Here is a 16,216-nt window from a genome sequence, read left to right on the forward strand (position 1 = left end):
TTATGAGTTTCCTCGTCTAACGAATTCCTGTACGATGCTCATTCACCCTCTCAAAGTATGTCGCATAAAAAACACCGCAAAAAAGAATACCTCCGCACCCTCGAGTACCTACAGACTGAACTGGTCCACCTCCAGAGTTGGATCCAAGCCAAAGGTCTCAGAGTCGTTGTTATTTTCGAAGGTAGAGACGCCGCGGGTAAAGGAGGCATGATCAAACGCATCACCGAACGCGTGAGCCCCCGCGTCTTCCGCACTGTCGCCCTCCCAGCCCCTACCGACCGCGAGAAAACTCAAATCTACCTCCAGCGTTACATCGCACACCTCCCCGCTGCAGGTGAAGTCATCCTCTTCGATAGAAGCTGGTATAACCGAGCCGGTGTCGAAAAAGTCATGGGCTTCTGCACCCCACAAGAACACGCTGACTTCCTGCGTACCGTCCCCAACTTTGAAAAGTCCCTGATAGATCAAGGCATCATCCTCATCAAATATTGGCTCAATGTAACCAATGAGGAACAAGAAAAACGCTTCCTCAAACGTATCAATGACCCCATGCGTCGCTGGAAACTCAGCCCCATGGATCTAGAATCCCGCCGTAGCTGGTTCGCCTATTCCCGCGCTCGTGATGAAATGTTCGAAGCTACCGATACCGATTGGGCCCCATGGAACCTCGTGAATTCCAATGATAAAAAGAAAGCTCGCCTCAATTGTATCTCACACCTCCTCAGCATGATCCCCTACGAAAAACTCCCCCAAGATCAAATCCAACTCCCCCCACCCATACAAGACGGCGCCTACGACTCAATCGCCTCCGTGAAAAATAGACACTGGATCCCCGAACGATATTAAGCACACATTCATGCGATTGTTTCCTAACAAAATTTGGCTACGCGTAAGCCTCCTCGTCGCCCTCCTCACTCTGAGCTGCCAGTCACTCCTCGCCGCCGGTACTCCTTCTGAGGAGATGGACATCGATTGGGGCATTGTCATTATGCAGCTCTTTGGTGGACTCTCGATCTTCCTACTTGGCATGGAGATCATGACGGATGCAGTCCGCACCGTAGCCGGTGATGGCATGAAACGCTTCCTCCAGAAAATGACGGGCAACCGCTTCATGGGTGCCTTCTCTGGGGCCATCATCACCGCCATACTCAACTCCTCCTCCGTCACCACCGTCCTCGTCGTAGGCTTCATCAGTGCCGGCCTCATGAGCCTCACCCAGGCGATCAGCATCATCATGGGAGCCAATATCGGTAGCACCATCGCCGCCCAAATTATTGCCTTCAATATCACCCAATACGCCTTGCTCCCCGTGGCCCTTGGCTTCCTTCTACGCGTCGGCGCAAAACGTAAAAAAGCCCGCGAATACGGAGACACCATTATGGGACTCGGCCTCGTCTTCTTCGGCATGGGTTTGATGGGAGCCGCCATGGCCCCACTGCGTGAATACCCTGCATTCCTCGAACTCATGCAGCGCATGGATAACCCGATGTTGGGAATTCTCGTTGGAGCTGGATTCACAGCTCTCATCCAGTCATCCGCCGCCACCACTGGGATCGCCATAGCCATGGCCAGCGGCGGACTTATCACCCTAGAAGCTGGAGTCGCACTCGCTCTCGGCTCAAATATCGGTACCTGCATCACCGCCATCCTCGCCGCCATCGGCAAAAATAGATCAGCTGTTAGAGCTGCCATCGCACACGTCCTCATCAATGTATTTGGGGTCCTGATCTGGGTCTGGTTCATTCCTGAGTTTTGCGAAATTGTGAGGGACATCTCTCCATCATCTGACGAGCTCACCGGCACCGCAAAAATGAAAGCCGAGGTGCCCCGCCAAATTGCCAATGCCCACACCTTCTTCAATGTCGCAAACACCGTGCTCTTTATCTGGTTCACTGGCCCCCTGGCTCGCCTCTGCACCTGGATCGTCCCAGAACGCCCATCGACGGATGAACCCGTCATGACCGCCCAATATCTGGACAAAGAGCTCCTCGCCACTCCCGCCCTCGCCCTCCAACGCGCCCAATTAGAAATCGGTCGTATCGAAGGGTTTATCGACGAAATGTTCTCTCGATTCCAAAAAGCTGGCTGGGATGCAAAAATTGAACAATTTAGAGAAATTGCCCACCGCCAAGACGATATCAGCACACTCATCCAATCGATCCTCGAGTACCTCTCCATGCTCAACCGTGACGGTATGAATAAACACGACAGTAACCAACTGCTCCTCATCCTAACAGCATGCAACTACCTCCAAAGCATCAGCTCCACACTCGCAACAGATCTCGTCGAGGCCCTCATCGAAGCACGCTCACAACACGTCGTACCTAGCCCTAAAATGAAAGAGCTGATGAGTGATACCTATAAATCCGTCTGGCGAGCCTCAGTACTTTGCGCAAAAGGAATCTCACACGACGACCCAGACCTCGCACGCCAAGTCCTCGACCGCTCACTCGAAATCAAAGAACACATCCATATGTCTCTCGAACACCAAGCGAGTATGCTGACAGCCTCCCAACCTAACAGGCTCGCTATCTATAAAGTCGAAATGGAATTTATCAATACCATGAAGCGCATATACAACCACGCTAAACGCATCTCCAAACAACAACTTATCCTAGCCAAAGCTGATAGCTAACCCGCCTCACAATCACTCGCTCTCACGAGTGCCCATCAGCTTCTGAACCTTATCTAAATACGGGTCAATGCTCGTGTCCTTCTTGTGCTCACGCTCCATTGCCAAACTCTCTTTCAAATTCATATACCCAGAAAAATCACCCCTTACCTCATACGCGCGTGTGATCTGGTACCAATCCAAATAATCGCGACACCTTTCGTCAGCGATCACCATCTTTTGTCGCTCATCCGCCAATACTGGCAATCTAACCGACACGTTCTCTGTGTTCCCCTGAGATACCTCCATCCCCAGCTTTGCATACTCTAATAAGATTGGACGGTAGACTGGATGACAACGGTTTGAGAGTTGAACCACATTTTGACGTAAAGCCTCGGTCGCCTGAATCTTCTGGCTCTTACTGAGCTCGTCTAACAAAAAATATTGATCAAATGGAACGAGCCGAGCATTGCCCCCTTCATCCGCGATACTCAATGTCAGTGCCTCCACCAACTTCTTGTCAGAGTCAGCAATTGAAAATGTCTCGACCATCTTCGGTGCAGCCATCTCAGCCACCTGCAAACTCCATACCTTTTTCAAAGCATTCGCTCCAATGCTGAGATCTGGAAAATGCTTCCTCAAAAGAATATCAATCTCTCCCTCAAACAAAACGACCTCAGACAAAAACGCCTGCATGGCCTCCTCCCCACCATCTTGTCGAATAAGTGCCAGCACTAAAGCACAGGAACCCGCTCGATAAAAACTCTCGTTAGTAGCATCAAAAGCTCGCACCTCACGACCATTACTACTGAGCACTTTATCTAAGGGAAAAACCTCAGGGTTCGACAACAAATGCTCAAATACCCTTCGCCGCGAACTGTCCTTCTTCCAAGCAATCGCCTCTATCAATCCATAACTCAGCCATGGCGGCACAACCGCTTCCTGCCCATCTGCCAGATTCTTTACCCCCTCTAAACCTCGGCGATATAAATACACATCTAATATTCCATGTGCTAATATTGCCCTATCCACTTTCGATCGAGTATCTACTAACAAACGGATCACCAAGTCGTTTTCAAATGGAGTCACAGAGGGCCGCACCTTCAAACGACCTCTGGCCTTTCCATCCTCATACATGTCAATAAAGAGAATCCGATCGCCTTGGTAAGCTTCTGGTTCCTTTAGCAAAAGGTGCAGCTCCTTACCCATTCTATTGGCAATCGAAGCAATCGCCATCCTCATCTTGTTGTTGTCCCCTTTGACTACAACCTTCTGAATCTTGTTAGTCGACAGATTATGACTGTCCTCTGGCAATAGATTCTCGCCCACTGGCGCGTTGACCTGCGCACGCACCCCCTGGCCCAGTAACATCAGGCCGAGCACATAAATAAAACTGCCCCTCCACCACTTCATCAAGGCTGTGCTGGTTGAGCTGTCACTGGCCGTGGATCTAACTTAATGAGACCATCCTCCACCTTCACACTCGTCATCTGCCGATAACCCAATTCCACTTCCTCACTAAAGTGGTTGAGTATGATATCAAAACTTGGCTTCACCACATAAACTAACAAACCTGGCGCTGGAGCCTTGCCGAAATTACCTCCCGGAAAATGAACTGTCGTCTTCTTTCCTCCATCGACATCATCCACTGTCTCAACTTCTAACTGCATGGATACGGTCTGAGCCATTGGCAAAAAACCAACTTTCTTAGCGCCGTCAGCCTGCTGGTTGTCTGGCATCGTAAATTCCCTCTCAATACTCACGTCAATCACCCCAGGCTTGAGATCTACATAAATGCCCTTGATGTGCACGTAATCATCAACAATCGGTGACTGTGTCAGCTGTAACTTGCTCGCTAAATATCGATTCAATTCCTCCTCAGTGATGGTAACTTCATACGATTTCTCAACTGCCTCTTTCAGTCGCGCATGCAAATCTGCCACCGGCTGCTCGTCACTTGAATGCATGCCATCAACCTCTTGCAGGTTTCTTGGCACCCAAGATAAAACAGTGTGCGCAGCCATGCTTCCCAAAGCGAGAACTACAATAACGGCTATGATTGTTTTTGGCAGTGAAAACCCACGTCGCATCATGTCGCGTACACTAGTGACTCAGTGATGACTTGGCAAGAAGCGATCGAGCTCATTCTTTCACCCGAATCGCCGTCCCACAAAAGATACAGCGAAACCACTTGAAACTAATCAAATGCAATGCCGTCGGTAACATATTGCCCAATCCCGGATAACTGTGCGCTTTCACATGCTTGCGACACGCCTTAGGCACAAATTGCCTCTGCCGACACACCGGACACGAACTCTTGCGAGCCACAAATACATACACACATAGCCCCAGAAATGCGATGGCCGGCGCCAATACCCCCCATAGGTAATCCTCGCGCTTCCACACAATATATACGATCGGTAACACTGAGCTCATCAGCAACAATAAGCTTAATACATAACCATAAGCTCCAATATAGGTGCGACGACCATCATTGTGCAGAACCCCTCGTATATACTTCTTCGACTGCGGATCCACCCCTTCATTAGTCTCCTTCTTCGCCATCCGCACCCGATCCCTCTCACGATTCGGTTCAACAACCGGAAGCGTCTCACTTTGTTGCTGCAGACTCTCTACGCTCTTCAGCTTGGACTTATCTACATTGCGCTTCTCTGGAGCAATCGTCTGAACGATCGCTTTGCCCGTCGATGCCTTATCTGGCAACACAACACCCGATTCCAATAACGATTCCTCACCGAGCTCAGTAGGCTCAGGAATCTCAACAAGATCCACACCCTCCTCGTGCGCAGGTACAACACTTGCTCTAGGTAGTGTTGCTAAATCCATAGCATGACTCTCAATGAACTTCTCAGTCATTGGAGTGGCAAAATGAATCCTTTGACCCTCTTCACTCATGGTCGATAACTCGTCGGGATAAAATATAGGTCTGTATTGTACAGGATCTATCAGACTTTCTTTCCAGCAAATTAAGGCGTCAATCGAGGGAACCTCATCGACAATCTTGAGCATCCGGTTTGCCTTCGCAAGCTCGGTGAATAAATACTCAGGACGATATAATATGAAAACATCAACACTCGTAAAACCAGCAGCTTCAAAAAGCTCAACTACTGGTGAATCAATTCCTTCTATGTCTGATAGGCTAAGCATCCTTAATCTGAACCATTAAAGATCCTTAAAGCCATTCCCACAGTGACCGCAAGCGGAAAGTAGGAATGGCCTCCATTAGCCTGCTGTTAGGCTAGTGCCTCACGCATAGATTTTAGCTGCTCAAGCTTTCCTTCCCACTCACCGAGTCGCTCACGCTCCTTGGCGACAACCTCGGGCTTAGCGCGCTCAACAAAGTTCGGGTTGTTAAGCTTCTTGCCTGCTTTCTCGACCTCTTTGGACACTTTCTCGATCTCCTTATCGAGACGAGCCTTCTCTGCATCCATATCAATCAAGCCCTCTAAAGGCATGTAAACTTCGCCAAAGCCAGTCACCGCCGCAGGTGTCCCCTGAGGTGCCTCATAATCAGCCTGCAAGGCCATCTCCTTGGCCCCAACCAATGTCGCCAATGTATCACACTCGGCAGCCACCCAGTCAGCCACAGGCTTGAAGACAAACCTAACATCCTTACTCGCTGCTAAGTTGTACTCTGACTTCAAATTGCGCAGCTTGCCTGCAGTCTCGTAAAGCGCAGCAGCAATCTCTTGCCCCTGAGAAATCTCATCCTCTGACAATGCTGCAAGTACTGGAGTAGTATCGATGGTCTTCTGCATCAAAAACTCACCTTCATTCACATAGCCCATCTTCGCTGAGAGCTCTTCAGTGATGTGTGGCATGAACGGATGCAAGTAGGCAAGATAGCGGCTCATTACCAAATCAATTACCCCAAGCGCCTTCTGCTTTGCTTCACTATCACCCGAGCGGAAATCAAACTTCGCCGCCTCAAGGAACTTGTCGCAATACTCAGTCCAGAAAAACTCGTAGAGTTGTTGGGTCAAATCGTTGAAGCGGTATTTGCCATACGCAACCTCCAAATCAGCACCTAACTTGTCCAACTTCGCAAGGATATCGATGGCGTAGCTCGGTAAGCTCGCATCCACTACTAACTCAGAACCATCACTTTCCTGCATCTGACGAAAACGACAGGCATTGTAGATCTTGTTCGCAAAATTGCGCCCCTCTTCAACCTGAGCTTCATCAAACTTGACGTCCGCCCCCACAGGAGCAATGCGCATCAATCCAAATCGCAAGCCATCTGCACCATACTTGTCCATCAAATCAATCGGATCCGGCGAGTTGCCCAATGACTTACTCATCTTGCGTCCCTTCAAATCACGAATGATCGATGTGAAAAACACATTCTTGAATGGCAACTTACCTTCAAAACGGTACCCCGCCATGATCATCCGTGCCACCCAGAAGAAGATAATATCAGGACCAGTCACGAGGTCCGTCGTCGGGTAAAACTTTGACTTCACATCCTCGCTCATCGTCGCAAATGGCCAGAGCCATGAGCTGAACCAGGTGTCCATCACATCCTCGTCGCGTTCCCACTCGCCATCACTTGGAGCCTCTGTGCCCACGTAGATGTCACCTGACTCGAGATCAGCAATATCGAGACTCTCTTTCTCGCGGAGCGCAAAGGCCTTCTCCTTCTTGTACCAGACAGGAATCTGGTGCCCCCACCACAACTGGCGAGAAATACACCAATCCTGCAGGTTGCCCATCCAATGCGCGTAAGTCTTCTGCCATCGCTCAGGACGGAAAGTAATCTCACCGTTCGCCACCGCCTCCGTAGCTTCCCCAATCGCTGGGTACTTCAGGAACCATTGCATCGAAATGCGTGGCTCAATCACTACATCAGCACGCTCAGAGAAACCAACATTGTTCTCGTATTCCTCAACCTTAATAAGGAGACCTTTTGCCTCGAGCATCTCAGCCGCCTTCTTGCGGGCCTCAAAACGATCAAGACCATCAAGCTCAGGAACCTCAGGGCAGTTCACTCTGCCATCTGGATGCAACACATCGATAATCTCAAGATCGTGACGCTCACCAATCTCAAAGTCAGCCTTGTCATGCGCAGGGGTGATCTTCAAACACCCAGTACCAAATTCCACATCCACGTGATCATCAGCAATCACAGGAATCTCCGCCTCAGGGAATGGACGGCGCACCTTCTTGCCTACCAAATGCTTGAAGCGCTCATCACTTGGGTTCACCGCAACAGCAATATCACCCATCAATGTCTCTGGACGGGTCGTCGAAATCTCTAAAAATTCTCCAGGCGTATCCACCAGCTCGTACTTCATGAAGTACAACTTCGACTTCTTAGGCTTCATGATCACCTCTTCGTCAGACAATGCCGTCAATGACACTGGACACCAGTTGACCATCCGCTTGCCACGGTAAATCAAACCTTCCTTAAAGAGATCCACAAATACTTGTGAAACCTGCTGCGAGTAATCCTCATCCATTGTGAATCGCTCGCGATCCCAATCACAGCTACATCCTAGACGCTTCAGCTGCTTGATAATAATGCCACCATGCTTGTCCTTCCAGTCCCAGACTCGCTCCAAAAACGCATCGCGCCCAAGCTCACGCTTCGACTTGCCCTCTTCCTCACGAATCTTCTTCTCAACCTTCGTTTGAGTCGCAATACCCGCGTGGTCGGTACCTGGTAACCACAATACTTCCTTGCCCTGCTGACGTGCACGACGGGCCAAAATGTCTTGAATCGAATTGTTCAACACATGCCCAAGGTGCAATATCCCTGTCACATTCGGCGGAGGAATCACAATCGAGTACGCCTCCTTCTCAGAAGACGGATCCGCATGGAAACACTTGTTCTCCAACCATTGTTGGTACCAATTCTTTTCAACCTCCTGGGGTTCGTATGCTTTCGGCAGCTCGGACATGCCCGCTGCATAGCGCGTCAAAGGCCATGGGTCAAGAGTACCAACCAAAATCCAGATCTTTCAGCATGCCCCCCCCCAATAACTCTTGACCAATCAACTATCAACTCGCTGCAGCGAGTCTCTGGCTTTACAAAGCCCAGATGCCCCGCTATGCAGCGTCCATGACCAGTGGCCAGTACAACTTCGCACGCAATCTCCTCTTTAAGCTCGACGCAGAAGACGCTCACCACCTCTCACTCGACCTCCTGCGCAAATCCGAGTCACTCGGACTCCTCAAATTCCTCGCAGGCAAGACCCCTCCCTCGCAGCCAGTCGAATGTATGGGCCTCACCTTCCCTAACCCTGTCGGCCTCGCCGCAGGACTCGATAAAGAAGGCTCCACCATTGACGCCCTCGGACGACTCGGCTTCGGCTCAGTCGAAATTGGTACCATCACCCCCAAACCACAACCCGGTAACCCCACCCCCAGACTCTTCCGTATCATCGAAGAAGAAGCCATTATCAACCGCATGGGCTTCAACAACGTCGGCATCCAACAAGGGGTCGCTAATGTCCGTTCCTCCAAAACCTTCAAAGGAATCGTCGGATTTAATATCGGAAAAAATAAAGTCACCCCCAACGAAAATGCTGTCGATGACTACCTCGCTGCCCTCCGTGGCTGCTGGGGCGTCGCTGACTACGTCACCGTAAATATCTCATCCCCTAACACTCCCGGCCTGCGCGACCTCCAAGCCGCCGATGACACCGCGAGGCTGCTAGAAGCTCTCAAGCGTGAACAAGCCCACCTCACCGAGACCACCGGCACCCATATGCCCATCGCTCTCAAAGTAGCCCCTGATATGGGAGATGAACAAATCGCCGAACTCTCCCGCGTCTTCCTCAATGGCGGCCTCGACGGCCTCATCGCAACCAATACCACAATCAGCCGTGAACCCGTCCTCGGAAAACCCTTCGCCCAACAAGCTGGCGGACTCTCCGGAAAACCCGTCACCCAAAAATCCACCGAAGTTATCCAAGCATTCTACTCCCACCTCGATGAACAAATCCCTATCATCGGAGTTGGCGGCATTATGACTGCCGACGACGCCATCGAAAAGCTCAATGCCGGTGCGAAACTTATCCAACTCTATACGGGCTTCATCTACCACGGCCCACCATTGATCCATTCCATACTCAATAAACTTGCAGCGAGGTAATATGCTGTTAGTTTGTTGGATAACCCCATTGGAAGAAATACTATGAAAAAGATCATTACAGCAATCGCAGCCGTATCCACCGCAGCAGCATTCACTAGCTGCCAACCACAAAACCACGCCCAGGCAAATGCAGGAACTGGTGCAGCTCTCGGAGCTATCGCAGGGGGAATTATCGGTCACCAATCTGGCAATGCTGCTGAAGGTGCCGCTATCGGTGCTGCACTCGGTGGTGCTGGTGGCTACGCCGTCGGTAACGAAAAAGACAAACAGCAGAACCAATACCGCTAATCCAGCAAGTCTTAGTAAATTCTTTAAGGCACCTCCTCACAGGGTGCCTTTTTTATTGCTAGGGATTTGGCTGGGAATAAACATCCACCCATCGTCCCTCATACGGAAAACAAACAATCGCACTTACCTATCCCACACCCTATGAATCGCCGTATTCTCACCCTAGCCCTGACCTTGCTCGCAAGCCTAGCCACAAGCCTCCACGCCCAGTTTGGAGAACCAAAAACACAGGCCGCCATCGTCACCGAGTACACCACTGTCACTCCAGGCCAAAGCTTTGACGTCGCCATCGAACTCACCCACGACTCCCACTGGCATTCCTACTTCATCAATGACGGCATCGGCACCTCCATCATCCCCGCTGCCGACTGGACACTCCCAGACGGCTGGAAAGCCTCCGACCTCCAGTTCTCTGCCCCCCACGAATTCTCCTTCACCGGTGCCAAAGTCTATGGCTACGAAGGAACCAACTACTTTTTCACAACCCTCACCGCTCCTGCCGATGCTCCCCCCGGTAGCCCCGCAAAGTTCTCCGTCGAAGCCTCTTGGCAGGTCTGTGACGACTCCAGCTGCCTCCCCCCTAATAGTAAAAGCTTCGACCTCACCATCAACATTGGCGACAGCCCTGTCAAAAATACCAAGTACCAAGAAGTAGAAGCCTACCGACTCAAGGCATTCCCCACCAAAGACCTCCCCGCTGATTGGATCATCACTGCCAATGAATCCGCGGACGCCATCACCCTCACCATCAAAGGCAATCTCCCCGACAAAGTCGAATTCTACGAATACGACAAACAAATCGATGTCCAAGGGAAACGCACCCACAACTTCTCCGATGGTGTCCACACCTTCACTGCCACCCGTAACATGGGTAATAAACTCGGTGGTGAGGCCGGTCCCAAACTTCCCTCACTCCGTGGCATTCTCTACCTCCCTGCAGGCGCCGAGGGCACCCAAAACCACGCCTTCTGGATCGACGCTCCCTTCGGCGGTTCAGCCGACTCAGCCACAACGGAAACTTCTGAAAGCACCCCATCCTCCGAAAAGCCAGAAGGCGAACTCGGTGTGGTCTTCGTGCTCGCCTCCCTCCTACTCGGTGGCCTCATCCTCAACCTCATGCCCTGCGTCTTTCCTGTCATCGGCCTCAAAATCATGGGCTTTGTCCAACAAGCCGGCGAAGATACGAAGAAAATCAAGCTCCACGGCATCGCATTCACCGTCGGCGTCCTTCTCAGCTTCCTCATTCTCGCAGCCGTTCTCTTCCCACTTAAATCCACAACCACACTGGGCTCACAGCTACAGGAACCATGGGTGGTATTCTCACTACTCGTAATCATGCTGCTACTCGCACTCAGTATGGCCGGCCTTTTCGAGATTGGTGCCAAAGCCACGAGTGTCGGCGGTAACCTCACCCAAAAAGAAGGCGTCTCTGGCTCCTTCTTCTCCGGAGTTCTCGCCGTTGTCGTCGCAACACCTTGCTCCGCTCCATTCCTCGGACCTGCAATTGGTGCAGCGTGGAAATTTGACGGCCCTCTCTTCTTCCTCTCACTCCTCATGATGGGTATCGGACTCGCTCTCCCCTACATCACACTCTCTTTCTTCCCCTCCTTGGTGAATAAACTCCCGCGCCCAGGCGCTTGGATGGAATCCTTCAAACAAGGCATGTCCTTCCTCCTCTTCGCCACCGTCGGTTACCTCGTCTGGGTCTACAATGGCCAAGTCGGTGAAGTCGGCCAAAAAGGCCTCGCTATCATGCTCGGAATCACTGCCATCGGAGCCGCCGCTTGGATCTACGGCCGATGGAACACCCCAGTTAAAGCCAAATCCACCAGACTCACTGCCAACCTCCTAGCTCTCGCCTTCCTCGCAGGCGGCTTCGTCCTCGCCATGCCCCCCAAAGCCGAAGACCCTACCGTAGCTGCCGCTGAAAGCGCCGTAGAAGATCTCACCTGGGAAACCTGGTCACCACGCCGAGTCGAAGAGCTCCTCTCCGAAGGCACCCCCGTCTATGTCGACTTCACCGCCAAATGGTGCCTCACCTGCCAGACCAATAAAGCCGCCGCTTACACCGCTCCTGTCCGCCAGTACATGTTCGATAAAAATGTTGTCACGCTCAAAGCTGATATGACGAAAAAGCACCCGGAAGCCACCAAGGCCATCCATAACCTCGACCGCTCAGCAATCCCCGTGAACGTCCTCTATGTGCCCGGCGACGCCTCACCTCACGTCACCCGTGAACTCCTCACTGCCGACTACATGCTCGACTTCCTCAAACAACGACTCGAAGAATAACCCCCAGCCACAACTCTCTCTTTTCCAGCCAGAGCGCTTACCTGAGCCTCTGGCTTTTTCGTGCCCCCATCCACCACACTGATGTGCATTCCACATATCTCAATGTGGACTCAGCACTCTTGTCGTATATCTCTTACTCTGAGTAAAGTGCACACTACTTGATGACACTTTTGATCAACAAGTTGGCAAAACTACCACAAACAAACTATGAAATTGAAAAAAACGAGCCTCATGCTCCTCGCGACATTCGCAGGCATGAGCTACGCACAAGCTGTCACCCTTATTAACGCCAGCTTTGAATCCCCGCAGACATTCAACTCTTTCAACTACGACCGTATTAATGATCCAACAGGCTGGACGATTGACCGTCCAGCTTCAGCATGGGATGTTGCTGCAGTAAACCAAGCATATGCAGACGCAGCAGATGTTCAAGTCGGACCACTAATTGGAAATCAAGCCCTCTGGGTTTCCAATAACGGCGGACAAGCTACAAATATGAGTGCCGAAAGCTTTGCTTCCCATGGAGCTGGTACCTTTACCTTCACACTTGCGATCGGTCAGAGCCAAAACTTCGCAGGTGTCGATCTCATCACGATTTCTATCGTCGACGGTAACGGTAGTGTACTCAATTCAAATGCCATTACGACTCTAGATCCTGGTGACGATCTCGCTGACTTCTCAGTAGACTACTCCGCCACTGGTGCTGAATTCGGCAATGTAGGAGTACGCGTCACATCTGGCGCTGACAATCTAACAGGCGTCTACGTGGTGGATAATGCACGCTTGGACTTCTCCGCCGTCCCAGAACCAAGTTCTACCATGTTGTTAGGACTCGGAGGCCTCGCACTCATCATGCGCCGCCGTAAGTAACACGACGCACCAATACTTTTTACTCGTTTCCATAGCCAGCCCTAGCTTCTGCTAGGGCTGGCTTTTTTTCTCTACACCCCCACACATGCACACTAAACTCCCCCATTCATGAAAGGCTTGGCGGAACATAAAAAAGCATGCGACCTCTGGCAACGAGGCAAACGCAATATCGCACTAAAAAAACATGAGAAAGCCTGCCAGCTCTCGCCTAACAACCCGGTCTTCCTCCGCCACTATGCCTTCGCTCTCATGCAGGTACACGAGCCCGCTAAGTCGGCCCAAGTCATGCTACATGCCCTCGATTGCGCATGGAGAGAACCCTCCCACCTCATCGATACCTGCGTCACTGCACGCAGCGCCCAACTCTACGACCTGATCTACAACTTCCTCACGGAAAAAAAACTCCCAGACCCCATCAAATACTTCTACGCCGACGCCCTAGACCGCCGCGGCATGAGCGCCGACGCCCTCAGTTTGATTCAAACAATTCCAGAGCCCAAACGACTCGCATTCCCCTTCCTCCAACTGCTCTTCGCTCAACTCCTTGTCAGAAACAAACAATACGCTGAAGCAAAATCCGTCATCGACACGATCAACACCGAACAACTCCCCACCCCACTTCAGGCAGAGCTCCACTACACCCGCGCAAGTATCCATGACAAGCTCAACGCACCCACCCCTGCTTTCCAAGAGCTCAGACAAGCCAAAGCATTGCTTCTAAAACAACAAGCAGCGACGCCTACTCTCGCCCAGCAAGCACTCACACTCAATCGTGCTATCCTTCCTATAAGTGCCAAAGAATCCACTCCTGCTCCCAATCCTCCAGTGATTCTCTGCGGTCACCCACGATCAGGCACCACCCTCATAGAACAGGTCTTAGATTCCCACCCTTCTGTCCTCAGCGTCGAAGAACAAGATTGCTTCTTTAGCCAAGTCGCCACCCCACTACATACCTCGCAAACTTCCCCACTAGAACTCGCCGCTCACCTCACCAATCTCACAGATTCCGAAATCTCAGCCTACAAAAACGACTACCTCGAAAAACTCCACCGCTACCTTCCTGAACCTAACAATAAAAGAGTCGTCGACAAATTTCCAGACCTCAGCACCACACTCGGACTCTACCGTAAAGTCGTGCCAGAAGGAAAAATGATCATAGCTCTGCGAGACCCACGCGATGTCGTCCTCTCATGCTATTTCCAAAACCTCCCCCTCAACCCCGCCAGTGCCCCATACCTTCAGCTGAAATCAGCTGCTGAAAAATACATCGCTACGATCCAATGTTGGCTAGAAAGTAAGGAACACTTCACTGACGGCTGGATAGAAACCCGCTACGAAGACTGGGTGCACAACACCGAGAAGGAAGCCAAACGTGTCCTCAGTTTCCTCGAACTCGATTGGGATCCCACTGTCCTCAGCTTCCACACGCGTCATAAAACTGTCAGTTCCCCAACTTATGCCGATGTCGCACAACCCATCTACACGCGCTCAATCGGCCGCTGGCAACACTACCAAAAACAACTTGACCCAATCCTCGACACCCTTGACCCAATCTGCCAACAACTAGGCTACTCGACATAAGCTTTTATCCTTGTTCTCAGCACCACTATAGCCCACCCTGTAACTGCTGGCATAAGTCATGCAGCTTACTTCCAAGTCCGCTTGAGAAGAAGAAAAATGGCGAGATAAGCAAGAGATTGATAGTGTTCTAATAAGGCAAAGGAAACAGCCTCAGTCGCAAATTACCAAGGACTGAAATCCTTGTTAATACCAATCAATCCCACCTCATTGATTGGATCATGAATGCTCCACACTGAACCTCTCAATATCCAGTCACTCAGGGACTAACACCAGCCACATCAACTACCACACACTACCACAAAAAATGAAACTTCGTCATTCGACGCTGTTTGTTTTGACCCATTTTAGCCTCTGCTACTCAGGACAAAGCGCAGCCATTGCACTCAAAAACCCTAGCTTTGAGAGCCCCCCAGTCCAAGCTGTCCCAAATAGCAACCCTAACAATAACCCCTTCAACGATCACAACTATAACCACATTACCGAAATCCCCGAATGGGGCATTCCCACAGCCCCACCAGCTGACCGTGATTATAGTTCTGCCATCGTCCGCACTCAAAATTGGGTCTACGAAAACCAAAAGGTCACAGGCTTCAATGGCCAACAGTCGATCTGGTTACTCAATGACCGAGTGAGAGCAACACAATCGGTGCGAACCTCACTCAAACCTGGTTTCACCTATGACTTCACCCTCGCTATCGCCCACGTTGGTAAATCGCGTGGATCAATCGTCATGCGCATCGAAAGCCCAACCAGCGTACTCGCTGAAAAATACATCCCCTTCACCGGCCAGAACCTCACCCTCAGCGACCACACCGTAAGCTATACCGCTAAAAGCAAGGAGCACAACCAGATCTTCCTCACCTTCGGCGTCCGTGATGCCTCCGATAATGTCTTCCTCTTCGACAATGCTCGGCTAGAGGAACGAAAACTATCAGGAAAACCCGTCCAGCAAACTACAACACCGCCCGTGCCCCCCAAGAAATCTCCGAGCGTCTTGCTCAATATTGCTGGAATTTCTATCGCGCTCGACCCAGCAGAATAAGCCCCTTGCTGAGCTATCCAACACCTCTAAACCATGCCCTTCCCAGACACTTAGGGTTGCTGAACACGCAAACGCATAAACTGCTTGCTGGCATCCTTCACCGCAGTCTGAGACCGCACCTCGACAGATTCCATTCCTCCGCCCAAGTCCGTCGTGCTCTCAGGCTGCAAATACCCACCTCCACTCTGCCAAACTTCCAAGTCATCACTCCATTCCACCTGAAATACCACGTCTGTAGCATTGCTGGAACGACGATACTCAATCTGTGGGTATGCCTCCTCAAGGCTCTTTTCGATGGCCATCTGCGGGATGGCGGAGTCACCAGATGAACTCACTAAAGGGTCAGTCCCGAATGGCACGTAGTTAAGCGGCACTTCGCTTGGCTCCTCGATGTGAAATTTCTCTGAATGTGTGT

General features: G+C 51.2%; 13 protein-coding genes. 8 read left to right on the forward strand and 5 right to left on the reverse strand.

Annotated features, from left to right (window positions below; all coding sequences use genetic code 11):
- The first annotated feature begins 57 nt into the window (after positions 1–57).
- Positions 58–846 (forward strand): polyphosphate kinase 2, encoded by a 789-nt coding sequence (gene ppk2 / locus ACFSW8_RS09560; RefSeq protein ID WP_377091094.1) that lies wholly within the window; start codon positions 58–60, stop codon positions 844–846.
- Positions 847–856: 10 nt separating this feature from the next.
- On the forward strand, positions 857–2,635 hold the full coding sequence (locus ACFSW8_RS09565; protein WP_377091095.1) for a Na/Pi cotransporter family protein: 1,779 nt from the start codon (positions 857–859) through the stop codon (positions 2,633–2,635).
- A gap of 12 nt (positions 2,636–2,647) precedes the next feature.
- On the opposite strand, the gene ACFSW8_RS09570 is transcribed toward ACFSW8_RS09565, so the two are convergent.
- The 4 genes from ACFSW8_RS09570 to ACFSW8_RS09585 form a co-directional block, all read right to left on the reverse strand.
- Positions 2,648–4,024 carry a hypothetical protein gene (locus ACFSW8_RS09570; protein ID WP_377091096.1) on the reverse strand — a complete coding sequence of 459 codons (1,377 nt, stop codon included), beginning with the start codon at positions 4,022–4,024 and terminating at the stop codon, positions 2,648–2,650.
- The gene (locus ACFSW8_RS09575) at positions 4,024–4,635 is read right to left on the reverse strand and encodes a hypothetical protein (protein ID WP_377178071.1); all 612 of its coding nucleotides are present in this window, start codon (positions 4,633–4,635) and stop codon (positions 4,024–4,026) included. The genes ACFSW8_RS09570 and ACFSW8_RS09575 overlap by 1 nt, the downstream gene beginning before the upstream one ends.
- A 118-nt stretch (positions 4,636–4,753) precedes the next feature.
- Positions 4,754–5,779 carry a hypothetical protein gene (locus tag ACFSW8_RS09580; protein WP_377091098.1) on the reverse strand — a complete coding sequence of 342 codons (1,026 nt, stop codon included), beginning with the start codon at positions 5,777–5,779 and terminating at the stop codon, positions 4,754–4,756.
- 86 nt (positions 5,780–5,865) lie between these two features.
- Positions 5,866–8,532: a valine--tRNA ligase gene (locus ACFSW8_RS09585; protein WP_377178073.1), complete on the reverse strand. Its 2,667-nt coding sequence runs from the start codon at positions 8,530–8,532 to the stop codon at positions 5,866–5,868.
- 140 nt (positions 8,533–8,672) lie between these two features.
- Between ACFSW8_RS09585 and ACFSW8_RS09590 the strand changes: the two genes are divergently transcribed.
- From ACFSW8_RS09590 to ACFSW8_RS09615, 6 genes are all read left to right on the forward strand, one after another.
- Positions 8,673–9,728 carry a quinone-dependent dihydroorotate dehydrogenase gene (locus tag ACFSW8_RS09590; RefSeq protein ID WP_377178075.1) on the forward strand — a complete coding sequence of 352 codons (1,056 nt, stop codon included), beginning with the start codon at positions 8,673–8,675 and terminating at the stop codon, positions 9,726–9,728.
- A 42-nt stretch (positions 9,729–9,770) separates the two neighbouring features.
- Positions 9,771–10,016: a glycine zipper domain-containing protein gene (locus ACFSW8_RS09595; RefSeq protein ID WP_377091101.1), complete on the forward strand. Its 246-nt coding sequence runs from the start codon at positions 9,771–9,773 to the stop codon at positions 10,014–10,016.
- A gap of 141 nt (positions 10,017–10,157) precedes the next feature.
- Entirely contained in the window at positions 10,158–12,308 is a 2,151-nt protein-coding gene (locus tag ACFSW8_RS09600; RefSeq protein WP_377178077.1) for a protein-disulfide reductase DsbD family protein, read from the forward strand.
- Positions 12,309–12,515: 207 nt separating this feature from the next.
- The gene (locus ACFSW8_RS09605; protein WP_377091104.1) at positions 12,516–13,178 is read left to right on the forward strand and encodes a PEP-CTERM sorting domain-containing protein; all 663 of its coding nucleotides are present in this window, start codon (positions 12,516–12,518) and stop codon (positions 13,176–13,178) included.
- Positions 13,179–13,286: 108 nt separating this feature from the next.
- On the forward strand, positions 13,287–14,759 hold the full coding sequence (locus tag ACFSW8_RS09610; protein WP_377178079.1) for a sulfotransferase family protein: 1,473 nt from the start codon (positions 13,287–13,289) through the stop codon (positions 14,757–14,759).
- A gap of 304 nt (positions 14,760–15,063) precedes the next feature.
- Entirely contained in the window at positions 15,064–15,801 is a 738-nt protein-coding gene (locus ACFSW8_RS09615) for a hypothetical protein (RefSeq protein WP_377178081.1), read from the forward strand.
- 50 nt (positions 15,802–15,851) lie between these two features.
- On the opposite strand, the gene ACFSW8_RS09620 is transcribed toward ACFSW8_RS09615, so the two are convergent.
- Positions 15,852–16,216, reverse strand: a 365-nt coding sequence (locus ACFSW8_RS09620; RefSeq protein WP_377178083.1) for a hypothetical protein, incomplete at its 5' end; no start/stop codon positions are given.

The sequence above is a fragment of the Rubritalea tangerina genome (genome assembly GCF_042683245.1).
GTDB lineage: Bacteria > Verrucomicrobiota > Verrucomicrobiia > Verrucomicrobiales > Akkermansiaceae > Rubritalea > Rubritalea tangerina.